Origin of the sequence: Kistimonas scapharcae, from assembly GCF_039540975.1 — a bacterium.
In the GTDB taxonomy this organism is placed as follows: domain Bacteria; phylum Pseudomonadota; class Gammaproteobacteria; order Pseudomonadales; family Endozoicomonadaceae; genus Kistimonas; species Kistimonas scapharcae.
The window spans coordinates 111952-136722 of record NZ_BAABFL010000016.1 but is presented as its reverse complement, the minus strand read 5'-3'; the positions used below and the strand labels follow the sequence as shown (position 1 = coordinate 136722).

Genomic DNA, 24771 nt, shown 5'->3' with positions numbered 1-24771 from the left:
AGGCGGTAATGGGAACATGGGGATGAGCTTAGGCGGCAGAACGTGAAATCGCCTTATGTACCGGTTTTTGAGTACTTACGAAAGAGTTACGCTAAGGAAGGTGCGAATAAGTCCACCTTCACCTTCGGTAACCCTTGGCATTACTGACACTGCTATTGGGAAAAGAGACTTATTCGCAGTTTCCCTAAGTGGAATGAAAGGCGGTAAATGAGATTTCTCATTGCTCGTTAAATATTGTGCTCTAGTATTATACTTTCTTTTAAAGGTGTTCTGGTTAGGTGGTTGACATAGGGTGGGAATCAAAAGGATGACATATTCTCACAGTAAGCGATGCTTCGATTTGTTTGTTGCTCTGTGTGCATTCCTGATTTTATGGCCATTGATTCTTATTGTTGCCTTGGTTGTTCTTGTTCGCGATGGAGGGCCTTTGGTTTATTCGCATAATCGAGCAGGTTTCGAAGGAAAAGCGTTTACTTTATACAAGTTTCGTACGATGAACCCTGTATCCGGCGATGTGGGCGGCGATCATGATGCACTTAGGATTACCTCTCTTGGTTACTGGCTTCGCCAAACCAGTCTGGATGAATTACCTCAACTGTGGAACGTGATCAGAGGGGACATGAGTCTTGTTGGTCCGAGGCCATTACCGATGGCTTATGTTGATCGATATAGCCATGAACAAAAGCAGCGACTGATGGCTATGCCTGGTATCACAGGATGGGCTCAGATCAATGGTAGAAATGCGTTGTCCTGGGATGAAAAGTTTACATTAGATACCTGGTATGTGGAGCATGCCTCATTCTGGCTGGATGTGAAGATTCTGTTTTTGACGATCTTTAGAGTTATGCAGCGAAAGGGAATTGTGCATGACAGTGCAGTAGCTGATACCACAATGCCGGAATTTCTTGGTAACAAAACACAACCCAATCATAAGAAGGTGGAGGATTGATGCCGATTACATCGTGGCCGTCGTTCACTGAAGAGGAAGCCAAGGCGGTATCTAGGGTACTTTTGTCAAATAAGGTGAATTATTGGACAGGGACAGAAATACGTTTATTTGAACAGGAATTCGCGGAGTGGACTGGTACTGAGCATGCTGTTGCTTTAGCGAATGGGACGCTGGCACTTGAGTTGTCATTACTGGCGCTTGGTATAGGTTATGGTGACGAGGTGATTGTCACACCGAGGTCATTTATAGCATCTGCTAGTTGTATTCTGCGTTGTGGCGCTATACCGGTTTTTGTGGATGTGGATCCGGATAGTCAGAATATTACGGCAAAGACCATTTCAACGGCCTTAACTGAGCGCACGAAAGCGATAATTTGCGTTCATATGGCCGGCTGGCCCTGTGACATGGATCCTATTCTCTCCCTTGCCCATGCGAGAGGGATTTTTATCGTTGAGGACTGTGCCCAAGCTCATGGGGCTCTTTATAAGGGTAATCGAGTGGGTGGTATAGGTCATATTGCAGCTTGGTCGTTTTGTCAGGATAAAATCATGACAACCGGTGGCGAAGGCGGCATGGTGACAACCAATGATGCCCAGCTCGCTAAAGCTGTTTGGTCATTGAAAGAACATGGTAAAGCACCTGAAGCCTTGGAATCTTGTGCCTCCAGAGGTAAAGGGTATCGTTGGTTACATGATTCTCTGGGTACCAATGGGCGCATGACTGAGATGCAGGCTGCGATTGGTCGTATTCAGCTGGGGCGTGTTGCTGACTGGGTAGCTAAACGGCAGGCTAATATGAAAGCGATTTCGTCAGTTTGTTCTCGTTACACAGCATTACGAGTACCTGACATACCTCAAGATATTGATCATGCAGGTTATCGTTTTTACCTGTTTGTGGAGCCTGAACAGCTTAAAAAAGGTTGGAGCCGCGATCGTGTTCTGGAAGAAATTAATGCGTTGGGTGTGCCCTGTTTTACTGGGGCATGTCCTGAGTTGTATAGAGAGTTACTTTTTGAGTCCAAAAAATATAAATTAGGTGGTAACTTGTCTCACGCAAAACATTTAGGTGAAGTCAGCTTGGCTTTTCCCATTCATCCATCAATGTCATCTGAAGATGTTGATATAATAAAGTTGGCAATTAAGACAGTAATGGATAGTGCGATGCATTGATGGTTTTGTGCTTTTTGACCGTCAAGTCGGTTTTGTTTTTATCGCTTTATAAATATTCTTAAAAAGAACATATTGATTATGCAGGGCTCTGGTAATTTTGAGAGAAGTGAAGGTCGGTTCGAAAGAATTGATGTGTTGGATTTATTTATCAAAAGAAATGTGTTGCCGTTAGGTTTATTTTTCCAGCTGACGGGTATGCTTTGGCTTGGCTCTATTGAATATTATGCCATGCTAACCTATATTTTTTGTTTTTTTCCGGGCTTGATTTCTCTCTGTTTGCATTTATATTGCTTTGGAATGCGTTCATGCTTTCGTGGTCTGACGGTAGGGGAAAAACTTCTTTCTGTTCTTTTTTTGTGGGTTGTGATTAATTCACTTTTTATGAATGATGCTGTCAATCAGGAAGCTGTATTAGTGCGAGTGGTTACGGCTTGTCTCTATTTATATGTTGTAAGAACGGTGGTTTTGTATGGACAAAATAACCATGAATTATTTCTGTTGTCTGCGTATGTAGCCACTTTATTTGCTCTGATAACACTGGTTTATCATTATGGAATATTAGAGCAGCCAATTGGCGTCAGGATTGTTGGTGTTGAAGGTTATAGGGTTGGGAGCTTAGGTATTGAGGAGTTTGGTTATCTTGTAAGCCCGATTTTGGCAGCGCTATATTATGGTGTGTTTGCCTCAATGTTGTGGGTAGGCCTGATTAATGGCTTATATAAAAGTAAGCGGAAGACTTTCATTGTCATGGTGTGCATTTCTGTTATCTTCACATTTATTTTGTTTTCTGGATCGCGTGGGCCACTTCTGGCTTTTGCTGGGATGGTCGCAATGAGTTTTTTGCTGATTAATAGCCATGGAAAATCAAAGCTGATGCTTGTGTTACTGGCTTTTGGGTATGTTCTGCTGTTTTCTTTTAATCAAAAAATAGCGACGTTGATCAACAATACATTCATTGATGGTTTCAGTGGTCGCTTTACTATATGGGAAACGACAATAGCATATATTTCCCAGCATCCACTCGTTGGACATGGTAGTTTTGCAGAATATCCTGGGCCAATTATTGAGGGGCGAATTATGAAACACCCTCATAGCATGATACTTGGTCTTTTATTCTACTGGGGCATACCTGCTGCAATTCTCTATATTGCGACGGTAGTTTGGGGAGTGTTCATATCATATGTACATAGGGATCAACCACACATGCAAATGGCAGGATGTATACTGGTATTTGGATTTGTTGGGATGCTGACAGATACATTTAATCTGCTTTCCAGGCCAGGTCTGGAATGGTTGTTGTTTTTCTTTCCGGTTGCTTTATGTGTTTCTAAAAAAGAAGTTCGGCCTGTTTCTAGTAATTGAAGAATCGGTGCGTCCTCCGTTTATGTATTTTTAGCGATTAAAATGATTATTGTTTAATTCATTATTGTTTGAATGATATAAAAAATGTTGAATCCATCGTTGGTTAAAAAAATAACATTCGAGAGTTTGTCTCGTGATGTTAAACATGGTGTTTTTGCATGCCTTGATATTGCTGTAGTTTGCTTTTCTCTCTGGTTGGCACTTTATATTCGCTTGGGTGATTTTGATCGAGCTAATCCGTTGGGTGATGCACAACCTTTATATCTGTTGGCAGCATTTTCAGCATTAATATCATTCAATTTTGTCGGTGTATATAGAGCGCTTTTGCGCCATATGGATATTCATTACCTTGTGATCTTGTTTAAGGGGGCAGGGTATATGGTCGTTGTAATGATGTCTTGTTATTATCTACTTCAGATAGCGGCTATTTTTCCACGTACGGTACCGATTTTATTCGGATTGCTCACGTTGGTTATTATGGCTTCATATCGTTATATGACTCGTTCATGGTTGTTTGGGTTAAATAAAATCAGTCAGTTAAAACGGAATAAATATCGTTCTACATTATCAAGAAATGTACCGGCGGTCATTTATGGGGCAGGCGAAGCAGGAGTGCAGCTGTTGGAAGCCTTACGCTCTGGTGATGAATATGATCCTGTTGCATTGCTTGATGATGATGAGGCTTTGCATGGTCGAACGGTTTCTGGTTGCCGAATTTTCAAATCAGGAAGCCTGAATGAGGTTCTAGAGCGCTATGATTGTTGTGATGTGTTTTTGGCTTTACCTTCACTGCCGCGTCATAAGCTGGCAGGTATAGTGGAGGGTATTGAAAAGCCTGGGTTAAGAATCCAGTCTATTCCGTCGCTAAAACTACTGGCTGGAGGCAAGTTCACAATTAATGATGTGCGTGATATTCGCGTTGAAGATGTTCTGGGGCGCGATGAAGTGCCCGCGATAGATTCACTGCTTGAAGAATCCGTTAAGGATAAGGTGGTCATGGTAACTGGTGCGGCGGGCTCTATTGGCTCAGAGTTATGCCGCCAGTTACTGGCGCTCAAACCAGAATGCCTGATCATGTTTGATCATTCGGAGTATGGGCTGTATGAGACAAGTGAGGCAATAAATGCGTTAAGCGTGAAGCTGGGGAGTTGCGCGCTGGTTGTTTCAGTACTAGGTACCATAACAGACGCTAGGCAGCTCGTTGATGTCATGACAACGCATCAGGTCGAAACGGTGTATCATGCTGCAGCATACAAGCATGTCCCCATCATTGAAAATAATGTTTTTGAAGCGTTTCGTAATAATGTTTTGGGGACACTGTGTTGTGCTCAGGCAGCTATCATCGCAAATGTTCAACGGTTCATATTGATTTCATCCGATAAGGCTGTTCGGCCTGCCAACATCATGGGGGCCTCGAAACGGGTTGCCGAAATGACATTGCAGGCAGCGAGCAGCCTTAATCTTATTACTTTATACCCTGTCAAAATGCCTGCCGACTTTGGGAATCGTGATGATGTCTTTGATAAAACAGTTGCCAATCGAACATCATTCACAATGGTTCGATTTGGCAATGTTCTTGGGTCCAGCGGATCAGTCGTGCCTCTGTTTCGAGCCCAAATTCGTACTGGTGGACCGCTGACAGTCACACATCCTGATATGCATCGCTATTTTATGACGATTCGTGAGGCGGTCGAATTGGTGATACAGGCAGGAGGTATGGATAATTCCGGTGAGGTGTTTGTGCTGGATATGGGGGCACCGGTCAATATCAGGACACTTGCCCAGCAAATGATCCGACTGTCTGGATTGACGCTTAAAGATGCAGAGCATCCTGAGGGGGATATTGAAATTGTACATACGGGGTTACGACCGGGTGAAAAGCTGTATGAAGAGCTGCTGATTGGTGATCGGGCTTCTCCGACTCGCCACCCCAAAATCTTCTGCGCGAATGAAACGGTTATGAGCTGGTCAGAGATTACTTCCTTGCTCGATAGCATGTTTGTGGCTTATCAGGAACAAAACATTTTGCAGTTAAAGGCGCTGTTTATGTCGGCCACACATTGTACGTTACCTGAATCCGACACGATTACTGATGCCTCGTTATCAGTGAAAACATGACAACCATGTCTGACATCTGTAAGTAGTAGCCTCCGATATTCCCGCCCAGTTTTTTCATTTTACCCTATCCTGTACTGACTCCCTTCAGTCATTTTGCTCCCCTATAATCGAATGGCCAAGAGTGTTTATCCATGAGCATGCTGATCAGTCTTGCAGGTATTTTGGTGTTAGTTGGTATCGCCTGGCTTTTGTCGTCTGATCGGCAATCCATAAACTGGCGGACGGTCATAGGGGCATTTCTGATTCAGGCCTGTTTTGGGGCATTTGTTCTCTATATTCCCTTTGGAAAAGATGTTTTGGGCGGCATATCTTCTGCAGTCCAACAGGTGATGAGCTATGCCAATGAAGGCATTACCTTTGTTTTTGGTGACCTGGCGCGCTTTAAAGTGGGATTTGTTTTCGCGATCAATGTGCTCCCCATGATTATCTTCTTTTCAGCATTGATTTCTGTTTTGTACCACCTGGGCATCATGCAACGTATTATCCAGTTGATTGGTGGTGCCTTGCAGCGCGCATTAGGCACGAGTCGTACGGAGTCCTTATCAGCGACAGGCAATATTTTTGTGGGCCAAACCGAGGCTCCGCTGCTGGTAAAGCCTTACATTGCCACCATGACGCGATCGGAACTGTTTGCTGTGATGGTCGGTGGTCTGGCTTCAGTAGCGGGTTCGGTACTTGCGGGCTATGCCAGCCTGGGTGTTGAACTGAAATATTTGATTGCAGCGAGCTTTATGGCGGCGCCCGGCGGTTTGTTGATGGCTAAGCTAATTTGTCCGGAAACATCGCAGGTCAATGATGCTGTCACAGAACTGAGTCGGGAGGATCATGCCAATCTTCTTGATGCAGCTGCAACCGGAGCTTCATCCGGTATGCGTCTGGCCGTGAATGTTGGAGCGATGCTGCTGGCTTTTATTGCCTTGATTGCTTTGCTGAACGGTATTATTGGCAGTATTGGGGACTTGTTTGGGTTTGAGGATCTGAGTCTGCAGGAAATCCTTGGATACCTCTTTTCGCCCATTGCTTTTATTATCGGTATTCCCTGGGACGAGGCCATCATGGCCGGCAGTATGATTGGCCAGAAGGTCATCGTGAATGAGTTTGTCGCTTATGTTGATTTCATTAATATGCGAGATGTGTTGTCGACACAGAGCCAGGCCATTATTACCTTTGCCCTGTGTGGTTTCGCAAACTTGTCGTCTATTGCCATATTGCTGGGAGGGTTGGGTGTATTGGCGCCGAGTCGACGTCATGATATTGCGTCACTGGGGCTGAAGGCGGTTATTGCAGGTACGCTGTCAAACCTCATGAGCGCAGCGATTGCCGGATTTTTTCTTCCGCTGTGAGCCTCCTGCAGCCATTGCTTTGATGTTGTGGCAGTTGAGTAGGTTAAAGGCGTCATAGTAGACTGGTAGCTACAACAGCAATAAATCCAATAATAATGAGCCATATCCCGGATGGATAGCTAATGCGATGTAAAGGGATTGTTTTTGTATTTATCATCGTTGCATCGCTTCTTCAGTTTCAGTCAGCGTATGCAGCCAAACCGCCCAAAGGGTATCAATGGGAAGCCTGTGAATTTATCACGTGCTCTTTTCTTGTGCCTGATGGATGGGCGTTTGAGCGGTTAGAGAACAATAACACCGTACGGTTTGTGATTACCAAAAGGCGGCATAAGCAGCCCCTCGCTCCTCGAGTACGTGTCAATGTGCTGCAGCAGGCTGAGTCCCGGACCGGCATCCCTGCCGAACGGCATCTTGATCTTTTCATGAAAGATTTATACAAGTCGTCCCGCGTGCTGGAAACTTGGCAGCGAAAAGGAGGAGCTTTCAAAAGCGTGGCAGCAACCGCGATCCACTATACCAATGCCAACAATCCAACCCAGCAGTTCAATCTACTGATTGCCAATGTGGTGACAGGAACGCTCTATGTCATGAGCTTTGAAGCTGTGCCGGAATTCTGGGATCAGGAATGGATTATTGTTGAACAGATATTCGAACAGTTGCGTCTGGATGAGCGTGTTTGACGTCTACTGGAAGAATGGCAGGGTGAGAAAACCCTTTAACACGAGTGCGTTTAAAACATCCGTAAAGAATGAACCGAGCAGGGGAATGATCAGTAGTGCCTTTGGCGAAGGGCCGAATTTGCTCGTGATGGTTTCCACATTGGCCATCCCAACGGGAGTGGCGCCTAGTCCCGAGCCGATAAACCCGGAAGAAATAACCGCGGCGTCGTAATCTCTGCCAGCAAACCGGAAAACGATAAAATAGACAAACAGCACACTGATCACCGTTTGTGCGATGGTGATGATAACAAGTGATGAGGCGGTATTCGCCAGCAACCCCAATTGAAGTGACAACAGGCTCATCGCTATAAACAGCTCCAGCGACACATCCCCCCAAAGTGATAGCAGTCCTGTATCGGATTGGTGTTTATACACCGTTCCCAGATTAGCGATGATGATGCCTATGAGCAGTACAGGGAGAAACTCCGGCAGGATGATCTGCTGGCTTTCCAACCATTGGTGTAGATAGAGACCCACACTGATGGTAATGCTGATTTCAAGAAGTACCCGGAAGATGCCGGTCATATCAACTGGTACATATTCTTTTTGTGACTGGGAGTCGATAACGTAAGGCGTCCTGTGCTGGTTGCCATACAGTGCATGCTGCTTGATGAGGTTGTGAGCCAACGGCCCTCCCAGTGTGCCGCCCAGAATAAGTCCAAGGGTCGCAGCAATAAGGCCAAACTCCTGCGAGCCCGGATGGCCATTTTGTTCAAAGTAGCTGCCCCAGGTAATGGCGGTGCCATGTCCCCCTGCAAAGGCAATGGAGCCGGCCAGAAGACCGTTCACGGGATCCTGGTCCAGAAACAGGGCAAAAAGAACGCCTGTCGTATTCTGCAGGATAAGGAATGCCAACATGACAAAGAGCAGGATCGTCAGTGTTTTTCCGCCACTGAGTAACAGGCTAAAACGCGCGTTAAGACCGATGGTACTGAAAAACATCAGGAGCAACAGGTCTCTCAGTTCGAGGTCGAAATGGAAAGAGAGTGAGGTCTTACTGGCAATGAGCGTAAGCAGCACACTGCTGAGCAGACCGCCGGTGACAGGGGCAGGAATATTGTATTCCTGCAGGAACCGGCTTTTTCGGGTGAGATAATGCCCGATGTACAGTACGACTATGCTGGCCAGTAAAAGGTTTATGCCGGCAAATGTGATTGTCATGGTAGAAGCGTCAGGCTCATGAATTTTTACCTTATTTATAAAGTATTAGAGCAAGTGGTCTGATAGTGCCAACTCGCTCGAATTGATGGTCGCAGTGGATTCGATTGTCGATTCTTGATATGCCAGCAAGACACATATCTAAATCGTTACCTCTTTCTGTCGAGGTATATAGAGGAATGAGCCCGGATGGTCTGAGAGTTTTTCAAGGCAGGTATCACGGCGTTGAAGCCGCTCCTGTTTCATCCCGGCTACCCAGGGTTTGATGGCATTGAATTCTGGCAAGGGTTGCCCCGGGCTGAGCAGGAGAAATAATGGTAACGGCGTGTTGATTTGTCCCGGATATTGGGTGCGAAGTGTTTTATCGCTTCGCCTGAGCGTCTCTATGTTGTCCGGCCAGCTCAGGTTGGCCCGTAGATGGGGCGCAAGTGGGCGCTTGATCACAACGACGGCATCTTTAGGCATCTGCTCCAGCTGTTTTATGTCATTCAGTATCACTTGGCTGGGTGTAAATTTGTCTTTCAGATGCTGAATGGCGGCTTCAGCGCTCAGTCTTACTGTGCCGTGTGTGCCTGATGCCCAGCTGAAACCGACCCGCGCAGGGGCTTCTTCAAACAGCTTGATCTGACGATAGCATTGAACGAAGTGCAGGTGCTGGATTTTCATGTGTCCCAGTAAGCCATCCCGTAACTCCTTTGAGCTGAAGTCCGTCATCTTGATGGACTCACCAAACAGGTGGCGGTAATGCAGCATGGCTGCCTTGAAATCTGCTTTGCTCTGGTTAAATAAACGCCCCAGCACCAGCGTATTGTCTGAGATACCGATGAGCCCCGTGAGCTTTACAGTTTGTTGGCGTTGTTGGTCATCCTGATAGGTCAGACAGGATACGGCATGTGCGGCTTTTTCCCGGGCCGACACTAAAGATTGGTGATCCTGTTCCATAACCCATGCAGGCAGGTCTTGATCATGGGTCACTGCGTCACAAAAGAGCCGTGCATGATCCATCAGCGAAAGGAGGGCATCTCTGACGGCAAGTCTGGCGGCGGTTTTTATATTAGACATAATATACAATCATCAATCCCGTTTAGTTCTTTCTACGCCTGAACGTCCTGTTATGCAACAGGCAATCATATCTATCCAATCAAGACCATTTGATCGCTGGCGGTTGATAGGTTACCAGGTTGTTGATCAGCGACTGGATCTGGGCATCAACAATCAGCATATTGCGATAGGATGGTTCAAGAAATGCTTGCTGCTCCATATGGGTAATGAACTGTGTGAGCAAGTCAAAGTAGCCGGCGACATTAAAAAAGGCACAGGGCTTGCGATGATAGCCAAGAATGCCCCACGTCCAGGTTTCAAAGATCTCTTCCATGGTGCCAGCGCCGCCAGGCAGGGCGATGAAACCGTCTGATAAATCAGCCATCAGGGCCTTGCGCTCGTGCATATCTTTGACAACATGCAGTTGAGTCAATCCCTGGTGAGCAAGTTCCCGGGCTTTAAGGGATTCTGGAATCACGCCAATCACCGACCCGCCGGCCTCCAGTGTGGCGTCTGCCAGAATACCCATTAAGCCGACATGGCCACCGCCATAGACCAGCTCTATATTTCTTTTGGCTATTTCTTTGGCTGTCAATTTGGCTGCTTCAGCATAAACAGGCTGATTGCCTGCGGAAGCTCCACAAAAAACCGCTAAACGCATTCAAGATCCTCCCCTTTTGGGTCTGATTGAGAATCGCCAGAAAATGACGGGGACGAATGATTTAATATTTCCTCCGCATTATTTCAGACAGCATTTTAAGGTTAGATTTTTAGCCTATAGCACGGTGTTTGTTTTCCTTGCGACCAAAGTAGTAGGGGTGACATTTCCCTCTTTACCGGAACTTTTTAGTCTGATTAGTCTCTAATCCCATAAGCAAGCATAGTCTGCTCGCCAACGATCAACATGAAGCATAAGGATTTGCAGGTCTGAACTGCATTCGCTCCATGAGTTTTTCAAGGGTTTTCCCTGAAATACCACCATTTAACGGACTTGTGGTGTACATCTCGGCATTGGCTTTGTTGTGCGTGCATCCTGCGATCCGGTTTGGTGCTGGGTGTGACATTAGTTCTTTGTTTTAACGGTGTCAGGGAGTGCAATATGTCATTGATGATACGATTGATAAAATCTCGAAGAGAGAAGCGGCTGTCGCAGCAGGCGCTGGCTGATCTGATCGGGGTGTCCAGAAGTGCGCTGGCTCAGTGGGAAACCGATATGAGCCGTCCCAGCCTGGATAACTTACGCAAAATTTCTGAAACATTGGGTGTGTCGTTTGAATGGATAGCGACAGGGCGGGGTAACCAGTACATCACCAGTAATACTGATGAAATCAGTGATGATGAGTTGGATGATGAAATCAATCGCCTGCTGGGGCGCTTGAATCCGCGTCACAAGAAGGCATTGCTGGATGTGATCCGCGTAATGCACTAAACAATAAGATGAAAAAACGGATACAAAAAAAGCACCATTCCGGTGCTTTTTTTGTTGCGGACAACAACCTTAGTTGTTGACTGCGTCCTTCAGCTTGCTTCCCGCCTTGAACTGGGGGATTTTAGCAGCAGGAATGTCGATCTCGGCGCCAGTCTGCGGGTTACGGCCCTTACGTGCAGAGCGGGTGCCAACACCGAAGGTGCCGAAGCCGATCAGCTGAACGGACTCACCGCGAACCAGGGCTTCCTGGGTAGAATGCAAAAATGCATTGATGGCCATTTCGGCCTTGCTCTTGGGCAGATCTGCCTGTTCAGCAACTGCTTCAATCAGCTCTTTTTTGTTCATGTCGAGTCCTGGAAATAACTACAGCCAAAGATGCAAGGCGGGCGATAATACACGAAATACATTGAGGCTCATAGCGGTTTAACCCTTATTTTTAGCGACTTGTCATAAGACCATGGTCACGTGTCAGCTGTTTCAGTCGGTGTTTTTCCGGTGTGTAATATTGTTGTGTCGTGGTGATCGATTCGTGTCCGGCAAAAATGGACAGGTCTTCAATATCCATGATTTTTGCCAGGTGAGATAACGCCGTGTGACGCAGTGAGTGGAACGTTTTACCTCTTAGCCGGTTGGCAAGATCAGGATCCTGTGGTTCAACACGGCGTGCGCAGAACACCATGAATTGGCTAAACCATTTTCTGATTTGCCGCGGTGTCATGGAGCGGTAGTTTTCAGTGTTGGGTGAGGCGGGGCTGAGCAACGGTGCCAACGGGAAGCTGTCCCTGGCAAAATCAGACATGCCATGAAAACGACGGTATCGAATAATTGCCTGAAGCATGTGCTCGTTGACGGGCAACGTACGCAATCGACGACCTTTACCGTGTATTTCAAGGGTCAGGTCACCCTGGTTGTCAGTGCGTATATTCTTGCAGGTGTGTTGTGCCAGTTCTGACTGCCGCAGAGCAGCGCCGTAGGTAATGGCAATGACATAGTGCAGGCGCGCTTTTTCCTGTTGCTGTCGCTTGGTTTTCTCGGGGTAACTGGTAAGAGAATCCAGCAGTGCCTGCCATTCATCTTCGAAGAAATAGCGTGGCTCGCTATGGCCGCGTGCAAACTTTTCACCGGTCTTATCAAAACCGCTGACCGGGTTTCCCTGAAGATAACCTGTTGTATGCAGGTAACTGAAAAAACTGCTGAGTACGGTGATGATCTGGTCAGTACTTTTGCCAGGTTTGACCGGATTCGGGAAATAGACTTTTTGTGGGTTGCTGTGATCAATGCCCGGCTGTTGCCAATGTGGCCAGGGGGCCTGTATGAAATGCACATACGTTTCCACATCGGCTACCGTAATGTCGGCATAGCCTTTGATGAGCTCCTTGCGAATAAAGGCAGTGAACCGGACCAGTTCACGGGTGTAGCGGCGCAGCGTCTCATCAGAACGCCGTGCGGCACGACGGAGAAACAAGCTGAGAGCTTCCTTGTCCGATGACACGCCGAGCCGATTGTGGTGCGTTCGCGTATCAGGGGCAACGTCGTGTGTTGGGAAAAGAGTTGAAATGTCATGCATGGTGAGACTATATCAGTGACTCAGGCTGACTGTCTTCAAGCCTCAGCGTGACAGGAACTCTTGAACGGCATTATTGAAGGCAAGCATCTGGTCGGCGGGTGTGCCGTGGCCTGAATCTTTGATGGTATGGAGCCGGGCTTCCGGGATCGCATTACAGCAGGCCATGGCGGAGGTCAGTGAAAAGAAGTCCCGATCGCCACGAATGAATAGTGTCTCAGCGGAAATGTCCGGTAACCAAAGTGACAGGTCTGTGGTTATCAGACTCTCGAGACAGGCCGAGAGTAATTGTGGATCATTCTCCTGCCAGCGTTGCCGCAGCACCTCTCTGACAGGATGAAGGTGGTCGCCAGGTAGTAATGAATGCACCATGATTTTGGCTAGTGTGGGCATGGGGATCAGTGGCATTAGACGCCGAAATTTAAGCAGTGTTCGGTAAGGTAATGTTGTGTGATGCAAAGATGTGGCTGTATTAACCAGAATGAGTTGGTCGACCTTTACCGGGTATTTGGCTGCAAGAGCCATGGCCACCATGCCCCCCATGGAAATTCCCATGACATTGCAGGCTTCAATATTCAGGCATTCGAGGAGGTGGTGCAGGTCATCCGCCATCACGGGAATGCTGTAATCCGCAGCGGCGCCGGTTTTACCATGCCCCCTTAAATCCACCAAAACCAGTTGGTGTTGTTTTTTCAGCGTGGGAATTTGCAGTTGCCAGTCCTGCATGCTGGAGGCAAGCCCGTGGATCATCAGCAGGGGCTTGCCTTCACCGATCACATCATAATGGAGTTCCGTCCCATTAATGCTTGCCTTAGCCATACATTGCCTCCGTTCTACTGTTAACTGTAGAACGGTTGGCCGAAGTATGGGGGATTTCAGCGGTGGGAGTGGCAGAGGGCGAGGAAGGCTTCCAGTGTTGGTTTACGATGCTGGTTGTGATGAGTCAGTAGATAAAAGTGCCTTTTTAGATCCAGAAAGGGGGTTTCTATCAGACTGAGCTTACCTTCCAAAATGGCGTCATTGACGGCGAGCTCTGATAAGCAGGCAAGACCCAATCCTGCAATGACGGCTTGCTTGATTGCTTCCGTTTGTTCAAGTTCCAGAAGAATTTTAATGTTTGGCAGTTTGGATACGATCGCATAATCAAACAATGCACGAGTGCCGGAACCGGTTTCCCGGACAATCCAGGGGTAGACGGCCAGTTGTTTCGGGCTGACCAGCGGTGCTTTCGTCAAGGGGTGTTCCCTTGGCGCCACAATGACCAGGCGATCTTCTCGCCAGGTTTCAGCTTCAATCGACGGGTGGTGGCAGATGCCTTCTATTAATGCGGCATCCAGCTCATGGCGCAGGAGTTTGTCGATGATCTTTTCGGAATTCTGAATGCTGTAGTGACCTTCAATGCCCGGAAACTCCTGCTGCATAGTGGTAATAATGCCAGGTAACAGGTAACTGCCAATAGTCAGGCTGGTGCCAATGGATAAGCTGCCGCAAAGCGCATGGCTGTCATGCAGGAACAGGTTTTCAAGATCATTGGCACGGCCAAGGAGTTCGCAGGCCAGGGCCAGCATGCGTTGCCCCTGATCGTTGAGTGTCAACCGGTTGCTGTAACGGTCGAACAGGTGGGTGTTCAACTGTTTTTCCAGCTCTGCCAGCGCCATGCTGGCAGCCGGTTGTGACATATGCAAAGACGCCGCTGCGATCCGTACCTGCTGATGTCTGGCGATGGCAGTAAAGACTTCAAGCTGTCTCAGGGTAATGTGCATGGGGCTTCGTAGGTAAATAGATCCTGTCTGAAGAATAAGAATAACTTATACAGCCTATTTAAAACATCGAATATTCTTATTTGGTGTGTCGTATTAGGATTACCGGGTTAACGCTTTCGAGGTAAATTCGTGATGGCTGATATCAATGCCCCCGGTTATATGCTGTCGACAGCACAGGTTCCTCTTCGGGAGCGCTTGAAGAGTGTTCCGACCCCGCTTGGCGGACTTGGCCTGGCGACTGCCAGCCTGGGGGGTACCTGGGCGTTGTACGCGCCACGCTTTGCGGAACAGTCTAAGTTGCTCGCGGCCCTGATCGGTGGGCTATTCATCCTTCTGGTTGTGTCAAAGTTTGTCGTCAACTCAAAACTACTGAAAGAAGATATTTCCCATCCTGTAGCGGGCAGTATCATGCCGACAATTGCCATGGGAACCATGGTGGTGGCTGCGGCTTTATTGCCTTATGTACCAGTATTTGCCCGTGGTTTATGGCTGACTGCGATCGTTGCTCATGTTGCGCTGCTGTTCTTTTTTGCGGTTTACCGGATACGGGAGTTCCGAATGGAGCATATGGTACCCAGCTGGTTTGTACCGCCGGTCGGTATCATCGTTGCTGCGGTGACTTGCAAGGGCATGGGATATGACGCGCTGGTGCACGCCATTTTCTATTTCGGGCTGGTGGCTTATCTGATCAAGTTACCCCTGATGATGTATCGCCTGATTTTCAAGGATTGCATTCCTCAGGCTGCCTTGCCCACGATCGCAATCATGGGCGCGCCAGCATCACTTACCCTTGCCGGCTACTTGGCCGCTTTTGAAGAGCCCAACCTGATTCTTGTCGGTGCGCTGGTGCCGCTGGCACTGTTCATGACCATGTTGGTCTACGTCGCCTTTTTCAAGCTGCTTCGACTGCCGTTTTCTCCTGGTTATGCGGCCTTTACGTTCCCGATGGTGATCGGCGCAACAGCGATGTTCAAATTTGCAGCGCTGATTCAGAGCGAGGTGCCAGCGCATATTTACCACCTGTTTTATGGAGTAGCTGTCTTTGAGATGTATATTGCATCAGCGATTGTCTTTTATGTGGCGCTTCGCTACGGAATGCACTATCTAATACGTCGTTAAGTCATTGTTAAACCATCCATTGAAGCCCTGATCCTGATCAGGGTTTTTTTGTGTACTGCAAAAGGGGAGTGGTGACGTATAATTCCCTGTTTCGACGTGATGCTTCAGCCGTTTGCTGTCCGAAAGTACGCACTGCTGACCTGTCATGCTGTATGAACCCCCGAATTGTTAACGGAAAACAATGACTGTCCGTACCCGAGTGGCCCCGTCGCCGACCGGTGATCCGCATGTCGGCACCGCTTATATCGCCCTGTTTAACCTGGCTTTCGCACGCAGTCAGGGTGGTGAGTTTATCCTGCGTATTGAAGACACTGACCAGCAGCGCAGTACCCCGGAATCTGAGCAGATGATCCTCGATTCCCTCCGCTGGCTTGGCCTTGAGTGGAGTGAAGGGCCGGATGTTGGTGGTCCCCACGGCCCTTACCGGCAGAGCGAGCGTGGTGAAATTTACGCGAAACATGCGGATATCCTGCTGGAAAAAGGGCATGCCTTCCGTTGCTTCTGCTCCGCCGAGCGTCTGGACGCACTGCGTGCCGAACAAATGGAAAACAAGCAGACGCCGGGTTATGACGGCCACTGTCTCCATCTGAGCGAAGCTGACGTACAGTCCAAATTGGCGGCAGGCGAGCCCCATGTTGTGCGGATGAAAGTGCCGGAAAGTGGTACCTGCGTTGTTGATGACATGCTGCGCGGCACCATTGAAATTGATTGGGCACAGATTGACATGCAGGTGCTGGTGAAAGCTGATGGCATGCCAACGTATCACCTCGCAAACGTGGTGGATGACCACCTGATGGGGATTACCCATGTAATTCGTGGTGAGGAATGGATTAACTCCGCGCCCAAGCACAAGCTGCTTTATCAGTACTTTGACTGGGAGATGCCGACCCTTTGCCATATGCCGCTGCTACGTAATCCGGACAAGAGCAAGTTGTCCAAGCGCAAGAATCCGACCAGTATTAACTACTACCGTCGTATGGGTTATCTGCCGGAATCAGTGCTGAACTATCTTGGCCGGATGGGTTGGTCCATGCCGGATGAGCGGGAGAAGTTTACCCTTAACGAAATGGTGGAACAGTTTGATATTCAACGGGTTTCACTGGGTGGTCCAATTTTCGACCAGGAAAAACTGGCCTGGTTAAACGGCAGCTGGATTCGTGAAAACCTTACCGTGGATGAATTTGCCGATCGTCTGCACGGTTGGCTGATCAACGATGATTACATGCGACAGTTCCTGCCGTTTGCCAAGGAGCGTGCAGAGCGGTTTACCGATTTCATGGCGCTGTCCGGCTTTATGTTCACCGGTATGCTGAACCTTGCGCCGGAATCATTCGCCCATAAGAAGCTGGATGATGCTGGTGTGAAAAAGGCGCTGCAGTTTGCCTTATGGCGCCTGGAAGCGTTGCGCCAGTGGGATAAAAACGCCATCTTTACCGAAATCAAAACACTGGCCAAAGCCATTGATCTGAAAGTAGGGGAGTTGATGCAGCCTATTTTTGTGGCCATTGCCGGTACCCCGAATTCGTGGTCTGTGGTGGATTCCATGGAAATACTGGGCCCCGATATGAGTCGCGCGCGTATCCGTCATGCCATCGAGATTCTGGGTGGTGTGTCCAAGAAAGAAGCCAAGCGACTGGAAAAAGAGTACAAGCAGTTGGCTGACGCTTGATCTGATGGCCAGCAGTAGCGATTGTTTTGCTGCTGGTCTGTCTGTTTATCGAATCCTTTTCTGTTTCTCTTCGCCATTCTCGGTAAGTACGTTCGTTTCGTTCTTAAAAGAGCGAATCGATATGCTTGACAGGTTATAAGCGCGCCCATAGAATTCGCCCCGCATTCCGGCACTGACTTCTGAGCCGGACAGCACGGANCCGGCACTGACTTCTGAGCCGGACAGCACGGAACGGGGCCATAGCTCAGCTGGGAGAGCGCTACAATGGCATTGTAGAGGTCGGCGGTTCGATCCCGCCTGGCTCCACCAAATTCCTTGAAGGAATTTGCGTCCCCTTCGTCTAGTGGCCTAGGACACTGCCCTTTCACGGCAGTAACAGGGGTTCGAGTCCCCTAGGGGACGCCACTTTTATATTGAGTGGTGTCATCTGCTCGAGACCGGATGCCGGTCGTTAAACAAAGCATCAGATATAAAGCGGGAATAGCTCAGTTGGTAGAGCACAACCTTGCCAAGGTTGGGGTCGCGAGTTCGAGTCTCGTTTCCCGCTCCAGTGTTGTGTGTCCCCTTCGTCTAGTGGCCTAGGACACCGCCCTTTCACGGCGGTAACAGGGGTTCGAGTCCCCTAGGGGACGCCACTTTTATACTGAGTGGTGTCATTTGCTCGAGACCGGATGCCGGTCGTTAAATAAAGCATCAGGTATAAAGCGGGAATAGCTCAGTTGGTAGAGCACAACCTTGCCAAGGTTGGGGTCGCGAGTTCGAGTCTCGTTTCCCGCTCCAGTGTTGTGTGTCCCCTTCGTCTAGTGGCCTAGGACACTGCCCTTTCACGGCAGTAACAGGGGTTCGAGTCCCCTAGGGGACGCCACTTTATATTTTGAGTGGTGTCATCTGCTCGATGACCGGATGCCGGTCGTTAAATAAAGCATCAGGTATAAAGCGGGAATAGCTCAGTTGGTAGAGCACAACCTTGCCAAGGTTGGGGTCGCGAGTTCGAGTCTCGTTTCCCGCTCCAGTGTTGTGTGTCCCCTTCGTCTAGTGGCCTAGGACACTGCCCTTTCACGGCAGTAACAGGGGTTCGAGTCCCCTAGGGGACGCCACTTTATTTTTAGTGGTGTCATTTGCTCGATGACCGGATGCCGGTCGTTAAATAAAGCATGAGGTATAAAGCGGGAATAGCTCAGTTGGTAGAGCACAACCTTGCCAAGGTTGGGGTCGCGAGTTCGAGTCTCGTTTCCCGCTCCAGTGTTGTGTGTCCCCTTCGTCTAGTGGCCTAGGACACCGCCCTTTCACGGCGGTAACAGGGGTTCGAACCCCCTAGGGGACGCCACTATTTTTTTGAGCCGGTCTGAGGACCGGTTTTTTTTTGCCTGGCATTTTTGTATGCCTTCTAAATATTTTCCTCTTATTGCTCTTGTTTAATAATCGGCGCTTATTGCTTTGTGTGGCAGGGTATTTGTCTTTGCATGCTTTAAGCGTCGATGTTCGTATATTCCGCAGGCGATTGGGAACGGTTGTCCTTGACAGTATTCGGGCCTGTCCATAGAATTCGCTCCCGTTCGCTGCTGTTACCGCAGGCGTTTTGCAGAAGCGGTTCAGCGGATATCGGGGCCATAGCTCAGCTGGGAGAGCGCTACAATGGCATTGTAGAGGTCGGCGGTTCGATCCCGCCTGGCTCCACCAAATTCCTTGAAGGAATCTGCGTCCCCTTCGTCTAGTGGCCTAGGACACTGCCCTTTCACGGCAGTAACAGGGGTTCGAGTCCCCTAGGGGACGCCACTTTATATTTTGAGTGGTGTCATCTGCTCGAGACCGGATGCCGGTCGTTAAATAACGCATCAGATATAAAGCGGGAATAGTTCAGTTGGTAGAGCGCAACCTTACCAAGGTTGGGATCGCCCAGAGCTAAAGAGTGAATCTCGTTTCCCGCTCCGACGTTGAAAACGTCGTAAAACAACTTTCATTGCGGGAATAGCTCAGTTGGTAGAGCACAACCTTGCCAAGGTTGGGGTCGCGAGTTCGAGTCTCGTTTCCCGCTCCAGTGTACGACGGGGCCATAGCTCAGATGGGAGAGCGCTACAATGGCATTGTAGAGGTCGGCGGTTCGATCCCGCCTGGCTCCACCAAATTCTTCTTGTAAGAATTTGCGTCCCCTTCGTCTAGTGGCCTAGGACACCGCCCTTTCACGGCGGTAACAGGGGTTCGAGTCCCCTAGGGGACGCCATTTTTATATTGAGTGGTGTCATCTGCTCGAGACCGGATGCCGGTCGTTAAAAAAAGCATCAGATATAAAGCGGGAATAGCTCAGTTGGTAGAGCACAACCTTGCCAAGGTTGGGGTCGCGAGTTCGAGTCTCGTTTCCCGCTCCAGTGTACGACGGGGCCATAGCTCAGATGGGAGAGCGCTACAATGGCATTGTAGAGGTCGGCGGTTCGATCCCGCCTGGCTCCACCAAATTCTTCTTGTAAGAATTTGCGTCCCCTTCGTCTAGTGGCCTAGGACACCGCCCTTTCACGGCGGTAACAGGGGTTCGAGTCCCCTAGGGGACGCCACTTTTATACTGAGTGGTGTCATCTGCTCGAGACCGGATGTCGGTCGTTAAACAAAGCATCAGCTAAAAAGCGGGAATAGCTCAGTTGGTAGAGCACAACCTTGCCAGGGTTGGGGTCGCCCAGAGCTAGAGAGTGAGTCTCGTTTCCCGCTCCGACGTTGAAAACGTCGTAAAACAATTTTCCTTGCGGGAATAGCTCAGTTGGTAGAGCACAACCTTGCCAAGGTTGGGGTCGCGAGTTCGAGTCTCGTTTCCCGCTCCAGATTAAAAAAGCCGTCATCAATGATGACGGCTTTTTTTGTATTGCCTATATCCATCACTTTATATCTTCGAATGTTGTTTCTTGTACTTTCGATGTTGGCCGGCGAAGAATGTGGGCTTTCCGCCGGCGATGGAGGGGCGTTTATCGGTTGTCGTTACAGCGATTGTGTATTCGGCGATAACGCTGTATCCATTGGTTCAGGGCAGAGTCTTCTGATGCACATAGGGTACTGTCATTGAGTTGCTCAAAGATCTGGTCGCCCAGTACTTTTCCCAGCTCGACACCAAATTGATCGAAACTGTTGATACCCCAAATCACACCCTGAACGAATACTTTGTGTTCATACAGGGCGATTAGTGCGCCTAATGCTTCTGGTGTCAGGCTTTCCATGACCAGCAGTGAAACGGGTTTGTTGCCTGGAATGGTTTTTTGTGGCGCCAGAGTATCGATCATTTCCTGACTAGCACCTTCTTTGGCCAGTTCATCCCTGATCGTTTCTTCCGAGCATCCAAATGCTAGTGCCTGGGACTGAGCCAGTGCATGGGCAAACAGCCAATCCTGTTGTTCTCCAATAGGTGACTGGCTGACCATCGGGATAATAATGTCGACAGGAATCAGTCGCGTGCCCTGGTGCAGAAGCTGATGGTATGCGTGCTGGCCGTTAGTGCCGACGCCTCCCCAGATCACAGGGCCGGTCTGCCAGCTGGCGGGCTGGCCTTCAGTGGTGACACGCTTGCCATTACTCTCCATATCCATTTGCTGCAGGTGGGCAGGGAAGGCTTCCAGATCGCTGGCGTAGGTCAGTACGGCATGGCTTTGTGCTCCAAAGTAATTGCTGTACCAGATACCCAGCAGGGCCATGATCACTGGCATGTTTTGTTCTAATGGCGCAATCCGGAAGTGCTCATCCATGCTGTAGGCGCCGTGCAGCAGTCGCTCGAAGACGGTAAAACTGGTCATCAAGGGAATCATCAGGCCGATAGCGGACCAGAGTGAGTAGCGTCCGCCGACCCAATCCCACAGTGGCAGAATGTTGTCTGGTGCAATACCGAACTGTGTGGCTTTGTTGATGTTGTTTGATACTGCGATGAAGTGGCGGTGGCTGTCCTGCGCTGGCATGCCTTGTTCCAGCATCCAAGCTTTGGCGGCTTCTGCATTGACGCGTGTCTCAAGGGTGCTGAATGATTTCGACGCAACGATGAATAGCGTGGTTTCCGGATCAATCACTTTCAGTGTTGCGGCAAGGTCCGCCGGGTCAACATTCACGACATAATGTGCGGTCAGTCCTTCACGGTGAAAGGGGCGCAAGCCATCCAGTGCCGTTTTGACACCAAGAAACGAACCGCCAATGCCAATGTTGACGATATGCTTGATCGGTTTCCCTGTATGCCCGGTCCATTCGCCACTGTGAACGTGCTGGCATAGTGCGCGCATTCTTTCCAGAGTGTCACGGATGGCAGGCATAACATCTGAGCCATCAACCAGTACAGGCCGCTGGCTTCGATTGCGCAGTGCGGTGTGGAGGGCAGCACGCTGTTCTGACGTGTTGATGGTGCTGCCATTCAACATGGCCTCCCGGCGCTCTTCGAGTCGGGCTTCTCTGGCCAGTTCTAAGAGATCTGACAAGGATTCTGCTGTGACCCTGTGGTGAGAGTAATCCAGGCAGAGTCCGGCGGCTTCGATGGTGAGTTGCCGACAGCGTTCCGGTTGTTCCATTAATCTCGTGAGAGAGGTTTCTGCGAGATTTTTGCAGTGTGTTTCCAGCGAGGATGAGACAGCGTATTGGCGCAGGGGGGAGGGAAGGCCGGGCTGTTGTTCAATTGAGGGTGTTTTCATTTCTGGGCTGATGGTTTCGCAAGGTATGTAGGTATCTTACCGCATTACGGCGTTGATACCGGGGTCATTGAGTAAAAAGGTGTTTTCCAGATACGCTGCCACGGTTTCATTGGCATTCGGGCCAATAATCTCCATTTCTGGCAACAGTTGTTTCAGGCGTTCATCGGCGTTTTCCATGATGATCCCTTTGCCGGCGGCTGTCAGCATATCGGCATCATTCAAACCGTCGCCAAAGGCGATACACTGTTTGGGTGAGAGATTGAGGTGTTGGGCTATGCGTTGCATGGCATTGCCTTTGCTTGTGCCTGCTGCGGTAATCTCCATGCTCCAGGGAAGGGAGCAGGTAATGTCTACCTTACCTGAAAAACGGCTCCGTAACGCCTCACCGTAAGCGGCTAGGCGACTGATATCCTGACAAGTGAAAAAAAGCTTGGCGACGAATGCCGTGGGTAAGGCTTCTCCGTTGCAAAAGAAGCGGGGCAAGGGGGTGTCTTTATGGTATGACAGTAGTTGCTCATCGTACTGGTTAAAATACCAGCCTGAATCCTTATAAAGATGCACGGTGATGCCGGGCTTATCAATCAGGGTCGAGATCATGGCCTGGACAATGTCTTCAGGCAGATTCTTTTGAAACAGTAGCGTGTTGGTGGGTGTGTAAACACGGGCGCCATTGGCTGTGATCATGAAAGCGGGTATCTCAAGGCTGCTTCGGAGATCTGACACTTCGCTGGCATGGCGCCCGCTGGCCAGAATCAGCTGATAACCCTCTTGAATCAGACGCTTAAGCGTCGAGGTTGTGTGTGACCCCAGTCGATGCTCTGGTGTCAGGAGGGTGCCATCCAGGTCGGCTGCGATCAGTTGAAGCATGTTGTGTCTCCTGTGGTTTGTAATGGATGGCAATCAGTATGGGCGTCTTCCAAGGAAGACGCCCATCTGTTATCAGGCAATGGCGACCTTAAGGTGTTCATTGAATGCCTGTTCCCAGGCGGATGTGTGTTGTTCGCCAACCAGAAGGTGGATGACGGTGTCGCTGCAGCGCATGGCTTCGGTAATGCCGGCCTGTTTTAATGCTTGCCTGTCAGGTTCGGTGCCTTGTCCAAGCTCAACCCGTATCCGGGTCAGTGCGCAGGTTTTGGCTGATTGGATATTTTCTGCGCCACCCAGGGCTTTAATCGCAGCCAGGGCATCACTGGTTTTGATGTTGGTGTGCGCAGCTGTCGTAGTGGCAATGGTTTCTTTGGGTGCTGTTTCGGTATCTGCAACCTCTGGCTGGGGTTGTGGGTGTTGCTTCAGATATTGCTCCATATCGGTCTTGAGATTGTCCGAGCGGGTACCGAATATGGCTTGAACGCCGTTACCGACACGGACAACACCGGTTGCACCGAGTTGCTTCAGGCGGGCGTCATTGACCTGGTCAGGATGTCTGACTGCAATGCGCAGACGTGTAATGCAGGCATCCAGGCTGGTGATATTGGCTGCACCGCCGAAAGCTGCGATCAGTTCACCGGCCATTGAGCTGATGTCGCTGTCGAGAGTGGCATCGGATTCATCTTCGCGTCCCGGTGTTTTCAGGTTGAGCCACTGGATAGTGACGCGGAAGATGATGTAATACAGGGCGGCAAACGCCAGGCCCAGCGCCAGAATGCCCCAGCCATTGGTGGAGTTGCCGTACAGCAGGGAAAAATCAATGAACCCATGGGAAAAGGTCATGCCGTGCTTGATGCCCAGGGCGATACAGGTGAAATAGGCCAGACCTGCCAGCAGGGCATGAATGCCGTAAAGAACGGGGGCAACAAACAGGAATGAGAATTCAATGGGTTCGGTGATGCCAGTCAGAAAAGAGGTCAGTGCCGCAGAAATCATGATGCTGGCAATCCGCGCACGGTTTTCCGGTTTGGCGGTATGCCAGATGGCAATGGCTGCAGCCGGCAGGCCGAACATCTTGAAGAGGTAGCCGCCGGCCATGTTGCCTGCAGTGGGGTCGCCGGCGACATAGCGGGCAATTTCGCCAGTGAATTCCTTGCCGGTTTGAGGGTCGACGTACTGACCGACTTCAAAGAAGAAGGGCACGTTCCAGATATGGTGCAATCCGAATGGGATGAGCGCCCTTTCAACAATGCCGTAAATGGTAAAGGCGGCGGCCGGATTTTCGCTGGCAGCCCAGGTGGAGAAAGATTGGATGGCTTCGCCAATAGGGGGCCAGACCAGTGCCAGCATTGCGGCCACGCCAATCGCTGCAAAGGCAGTGACAATTGGGACGAACCGCTTGCCGGCAAAGAAGCCCAGATAGGCTGGCAGTTCAATCCGGTAATAGCGGTTGAACAGCCAGCTCGCGACAGCACCGATAATAATCCCGCCCATAACGCCGGTATCAATGGAATCAATACCCATGATACGCGTGGTTTCGAGGTCAAGTGCCGTGGCGAAAACCCCCATGGTGGCAATCATTACCGCGTAACCGACCATGGCAGCCAGTGCGGCCACGCCATCATTTTCGGTAAAGCCCAGTGCGACACCAATGGCGAAAATCAGTGGCAGGTTGCCAAATACGGCGCCGCCGGCCTGGGCCATGATCGTATTCACAATATCCGGAAATAATGCGAATCCGGCGGAACCTACGCCCAGCAGGATGCCGGCAGCGGGCAGTACCGCCACCGGCAGCATCAATGATTTGCCGATTTTTTGAAGGTTGGCAAAGGCGCGATGTGCAATTGTTGTCATG

Annotated in this window: 19 protein-coding genes and 21 tRNA genes; 30 read left to right on the top strand and 10 right to left on the bottom strand. The window is 49.7% G+C overall.

From position 1 onward, the window contains the following. The first annotated feature begins 307 nt into the window (after nt 1-307). From ABD892_RS01720 to ABD892_RS01695, 6 genes are all read left to right on the top strand, one after another. Complete coding sequence (locus ABD892_RS01720) at nt 308-949, top strand: sugar transferase (protein ID WP_345193165.1); 642 nt, start codon at nt 308-310, stop codon at nt 947-949. Continuing rightward, nucleotides 949-2118 carry a DegT/DnrJ/EryC1/StrS family aminotransferase gene (locus tag ABD892_RS01715; RefSeq protein ID WP_345193163.1) on the top strand — a complete coding sequence of 390 codons (1170 nt, stop codon included), beginning with the start codon at nt 949-951 and terminating at the stop codon, nt 2116-2118. Before ABD892_RS01720 ends, ABD892_RS01715 begins: the two co-directional genes overlap by 1 nt. Nucleotides 2119-2196: 78 nt before the next feature. After that, a complete protein-coding gene (locus tag ABD892_RS01710; protein WP_345193161.1) occupies nt 2197-3480 on the top strand; it encodes an O-antigen ligase family protein in 1284 nt (427 codons plus the stop codon). Between the two features lie 84 nt (nt 3481-3564). After that, nucleotides 3565-5598: a polysaccharide biosynthesis protein gene (locus ABD892_RS01705; RefSeq protein ID WP_345193159.1), complete on the top strand. Its 2034-nt coding sequence runs from the start codon at nt 3565-3567 to the stop codon at nt 5596-5598. Between the two features lie 131 nt (nt 5599-5729). Beyond that, nucleotides 5730-6941, top strand: coding sequence for a NupC/NupG family nucleoside CNT transporter (locus ABD892_RS01700; RefSeq protein WP_345193157.1), 1212 nt, complete (start codon nt 5730-5732; stop codon nt 6939-6941). Nucleotides 6942-7063: 122 nt separating this feature from the next. Further along, on the top strand, nt 7064-7621 hold the full coding sequence (locus tag ABD892_RS01695; RefSeq protein WP_345193155.1) for a hypothetical protein: 558 nt from the start codon (nt 7064-7066) through the stop codon (nt 7619-7621). Between the two features lie 3 nt (nt 7622-7624). Here ABD892_RS01695 and gltS read toward each other — a convergent pair whose 3' ends face one another. The 3 genes from gltS to ABD892_RS01680 form a co-directional block, all read right to left on the bottom strand. Further along, entirely contained in the window at nt 7625-8821 is a 1197-nt protein-coding gene (gltS, locus tag ABD892_RS01690) for a sodium/glutamate symporter (protein WP_345193153.1), read from the bottom strand. 138 nt (nt 8822-8959) lie between these two features. After that, nucleotides 8960-9880, bottom strand: a complete 921-nt coding sequence (locus ABD892_RS01685; protein WP_345193151.1) for a DNA replication terminus site-binding protein — start codon at nt 9878-9880, stop codon at nt 8960-8962. A 79-nt stretch (nt 9881-9959) separates the two neighbouring features. Continuing rightward, nucleotides 9960-10520 carry an LOG family protein gene (locus ABD892_RS01680; RefSeq protein ID WP_345193149.1) on the bottom strand — a complete coding sequence of 187 codons (561 nt, stop codon included), beginning with the start codon at nt 10518-10520 and terminating at the stop codon, nt 9960-9962. 438 nt (nt 10521-10958) lie between these two features. Here ABD892_RS01680 and ABD892_RS01675 point away from each other — a divergent pair, with 438 nt between their 5' ends. Continuing rightward, nucleotides 10959-11288 carry a helix-turn-helix transcriptional regulator gene (locus ABD892_RS01675; RefSeq protein WP_345193147.1) on the top strand — a complete coding sequence of 110 codons (330 nt, stop codon included), beginning with the start codon at nt 10959-10961 and terminating at the stop codon, nt 11286-11288. Between the two features lie 69 nt (nt 11289-11357). On the opposite strand, the gene ABD892_RS01670 is transcribed toward ABD892_RS01675, so the two are convergent. From ABD892_RS01670 to ABD892_RS01655, 4 genes are all read right to left on the bottom strand, one after another. Further along, the gene (locus ABD892_RS01670; protein ID WP_211829214.1) at nt 11358-11633 is read right to left on the bottom strand and encodes an HU family DNA-binding protein; all 276 of its coding nucleotides are present in this window, start codon (nt 11631-11633) and stop codon (nt 11358-11360) included. 91 nt (nt 11634-11724) lie between these two features. Beyond that, complete coding sequence (locus tag ABD892_RS01665; RefSeq protein WP_345193142.1) at nt 11725-12753, bottom strand: tyrosine-type recombinase/integrase; 1029 nt, start codon at nt 12751-12753, stop codon at nt 11725-11727. Between the two features lie 144 nt (nt 12754-12897). Beyond that, a complete protein-coding gene (locus tag ABD892_RS01660; protein WP_345193140.1) occupies nt 12898-13671 on the bottom strand; it encodes an alpha/beta fold hydrolase in 774 nt (257 codons plus the stop codon). Nucleotides 13672-13727: 56 nt separating this feature from the next. Then, nucleotides 13728-14615, bottom strand: coding sequence for a LysR substrate-binding domain-containing protein (locus ABD892_RS01655; protein ID WP_345193138.1), 888 nt, complete (start codon nt 14613-14615; stop codon nt 13728-13730). 132 nt (nt 14616-14747) lie between these two features. Here ABD892_RS01655 and ABD892_RS01650 point away from each other — a divergent pair, with 132 nt between their 5' ends. The 23 genes from ABD892_RS01650 (at nt 14748) to ABD892_RS01540 (ending at nt 20213) form a co-directional block, all read left to right on the top strand. Beyond that, nucleotides 14748-15734, top strand: coding sequence for a TDT family transporter (locus tag ABD892_RS01650; RefSeq protein WP_345193135.1), 987 nt, complete (start codon nt 14748-14750; stop codon nt 15732-15734). A 181-nt stretch (nt 15735-15915) separates the two neighbouring features. Beyond that, nucleotides 15916-17403: a glutamate--tRNA ligase gene (gltX, locus tag ABD892_RS01645; RefSeq protein ID WP_345193133.1), complete on the top strand. Its 1488-nt coding sequence runs from the start codon at nt 15916-15918 to the stop codon at nt 17401-17403. A 233-nt stretch (nt 17404-17636) separates the two neighbouring features. Further along, nucleotides 17637-17712 (top strand) — tRNA-Ala (locus tag ABD892_RS01640). A 20-nt stretch (nt 17713-17732) separates the two neighbouring features. Continuing rightward, nucleotides 17733-17808, top strand: a tRNA-Glu gene (locus tag ABD892_RS01635). 69 nt (nt 17809-17877) lie between these two features. Further along, nucleotides 17878-17953: transfer RNA gene (locus ABD892_RS01630), tRNA-Gly, on the top strand. Between the two features lie 9 nt (nt 17954-17962). Beyond that, nucleotides 17963-18038 (top strand) — tRNA-Glu (locus tag ABD892_RS01625). A 69-nt stretch (nt 18039-18107) separates the two neighbouring features. Next, a tRNA-Gly gene (locus ABD892_RS01620) sits at nt 18108-18183 on the top strand. Between the two features lie 9 nt (nt 18184-18192). Next, nucleotides 18193-18268: transfer RNA gene (locus ABD892_RS01615), tRNA-Glu, on the top strand. A gap of 71 nt (nt 18269-18339) precedes the next feature. After that, nucleotides 18340-18415: transfer RNA gene (locus ABD892_RS01610), tRNA-Gly, on the top strand. 9 nt (nt 18416-18424) lie between these two features. Further along, nucleotides 18425-18500 (top strand) — tRNA-Glu (locus ABD892_RS01605). Between the two features lie 69 nt (nt 18501-18569). Beyond that, nucleotides 18570-18645, top strand: a tRNA-Gly gene (locus tag ABD892_RS01600). 9 nt (nt 18646-18654) lie between these two features. Further along, nucleotides 18655-18730, top strand: a tRNA-Glu gene (locus ABD892_RS01595). Nucleotides 18731-19007: 277 nt separating this feature from the next. Then, nucleotides 19008-19083, top strand: a tRNA-Ala gene (locus ABD892_RS01590). A gap of 20 nt (nt 19084-19103) precedes the next feature. Continuing rightward, a tRNA-Glu gene (locus ABD892_RS01585) sits at nt 19104-19179 on the top strand. Nucleotides 19180-19249: 70 nt separating this feature from the next. Then, nucleotides 19250-19331, top strand: a tRNA-Gly gene (locus tag ABD892_RS01580). A 34-nt stretch (nt 19332-19365) separates the two neighbouring features. Next, nucleotides 19366-19441 (top strand) — tRNA-Gly (locus tag ABD892_RS01575). A 9-nt stretch (nt 19442-19450) separates the two neighbouring features. Then, nucleotides 19451-19526, top strand: a tRNA-Ala gene (locus tag ABD892_RS01570). A gap of 22 nt (nt 19527-19548) precedes the next feature. Beyond that, nucleotides 19549-19624, top strand: a tRNA-Glu gene (locus ABD892_RS01565). Nucleotides 19625-19693: 69 nt separating this feature from the next. Next, a tRNA-Gly gene (locus ABD892_RS01560) sits at nt 19694-19769 on the top strand. Between the two features lie 9 nt (nt 19770-19778). Beyond that, nucleotides 19779-19854: transfer RNA gene (locus tag ABD892_RS01555), tRNA-Ala, on the top strand. A gap of 22 nt (nt 19855-19876) precedes the next feature. Further along, a tRNA-Glu gene (locus tag ABD892_RS01550) sits at nt 19877-19952 on the top strand. A gap of 69 nt (nt 19953-20021) precedes the next feature. After that, nucleotides 20022-20103: transfer RNA gene (locus ABD892_RS01545), tRNA-Gly, on the top strand. A 34-nt stretch (nt 20104-20137) separates the two neighbouring features. After that, nucleotides 20138-20213 (top strand) — tRNA-Gly (locus ABD892_RS01540). 141 nt (nt 20214-20354) lie between these two features. Here ABD892_RS01540 and pgi read toward each other — a convergent pair. From pgi to ptsG, 3 genes are all read right to left on the bottom strand, one after another. Further along, nucleotides 20355-22049, bottom strand: coding sequence for a glucose-6-phosphate isomerase (pgi, locus tag ABD892_RS01535; RefSeq protein ID WP_345193131.1), 1695 nt, complete (start codon nt 22047-22049; stop codon nt 20355-20357). A 36-nt stretch (nt 22050-22085) separates the two neighbouring features. Further along, entirely contained in the window at nt 22086-22916 is an 831-nt protein-coding gene (locus ABD892_RS01530) for a Cof-type HAD-IIB family hydrolase (RefSeq protein ID WP_345193129.1), read from the bottom strand. 72 nt (nt 22917-22988) lie between these two features. Beyond that, nucleotides 22989-24770, bottom strand: coding sequence for a PTS glucose transporter subunit IIBC (gene ptsG, locus ABD892_RS01525; protein ID WP_345193127.1), 1782 nt, complete (start codon nt 24768-24770; stop codon nt 22989-22991). Nucleotide 24771 lies beyond the last annotated feature (1 nt).

Coding starts and splice junctions, on each gene's coding strand:
- ABD892_RS01720 (WP_345193165.1), top strand. CDS start 308: ATGACATATTCTCACAGTAAGCGATGCTTCGATTTGTTTGTTGCTCTG.
- ABD892_RS01715 (WP_345193163.1), top strand. CDS start 949: ATGCCGATTACATCGTGGCCGTCGTTCACTGAAGAGGAAGCCAAGGCG.
- ABD892_RS01710 (WP_345193161.1), top strand. CDS start 2,197: ATGCAGGGCTCTGGTAATTTTGAGAGAAGTGAAGGTCGGTTCGAAAGA.
- ABD892_RS01705 (WP_345193159.1), top strand. CDS start 3,565: ATGTTGAATCCATCGTTGGTTAAAAAAATAACATTCGAGAGTTTGTCT.
- ABD892_RS01700 (WP_345193157.1), top strand. CDS start 5,730: ATGAGCATGCTGATCAGTCTTGCAGGTATTTTGGTGTTAGTTGGTATC.
- ABD892_RS01695 (WP_345193155.1), top strand. CDS start 7,064: ATGCGATGTAAAGGGATTGTTTTTGTATTTATCATCGTTGCATCGCTT.
- gltS (WP_345193153.1), bottom strand. CDS start 8,821: ATGACAATCACATTTGCCGGCATAAACCTTTTACTGGCCAGCATAGTC.
- ABD892_RS01685 (WP_345193151.1), bottom strand. CDS start 9,880: ATGTCTAATATAAAAACCGCCGCCAGACTTGCCGTCAGAGATGCCCTC.
- ABD892_RS01680 (WP_345193149.1), bottom strand. CDS start 10,520: ATGCGTTTAGCGGTTTTTTGTGGAGCTTCCGCAGGCAATCAGCCTGTT.
- ABD892_RS01675 (WP_345193147.1), top strand. CDS start 10,959: ATGTCATTGATGATACGATTGATAAAATCTCGAAGAGAGAAGCGGCTG.
- ABD892_RS01670 (WP_211829214.1), bottom strand. CDS start 11,633: ATGAACAAAAAAGAGCTGATTGAAGCAGTTGCTGAACAGGCAGATCTG.
- ABD892_RS01660 (WP_345193140.1), bottom strand. CDS start 13,671: ATGGCTAAGGCAAGCATTAATGGGACGGAACTCCATTATGATGTGATC.
- ABD892_RS01655 (WP_345193138.1), bottom strand. CDS start 14,615: ATGCACATTACCCTGAGACAGCTTGAAGTCTTTACTGCCATCGCCAGA.
- ABD892_RS01650 (WP_345193135.1), top strand. CDS start 14,748: ATGGCTGATATCAATGCCCCCGGTTATATGCTGTCGACAGCACAGGTT.
- gltX (WP_345193133.1), top strand. CDS start 15,916: ATGACTGTCCGTACCCGAGTGGCCCCGTCGCCGACCGGTGATCCGCAT.
- pgi (WP_345193131.1), bottom strand. CDS start 22,049: ATGAAAACACCCTCAATTGAACAACAGCCCGGCCTTCCCTCCCCCCTG.
- ABD892_RS01530 (WP_345193129.1), bottom strand. CDS start 22,916: ATGCTTCAACTGATCGCAGCCGACCTGGATGGCACCCTCCTGACACCA.
- ptsG (WP_345193127.1), bottom strand. CDS start 24,770: ATGACAACAATTGCACATCGCGCCTTTGCCAACCTTCAAAAAATCGGC.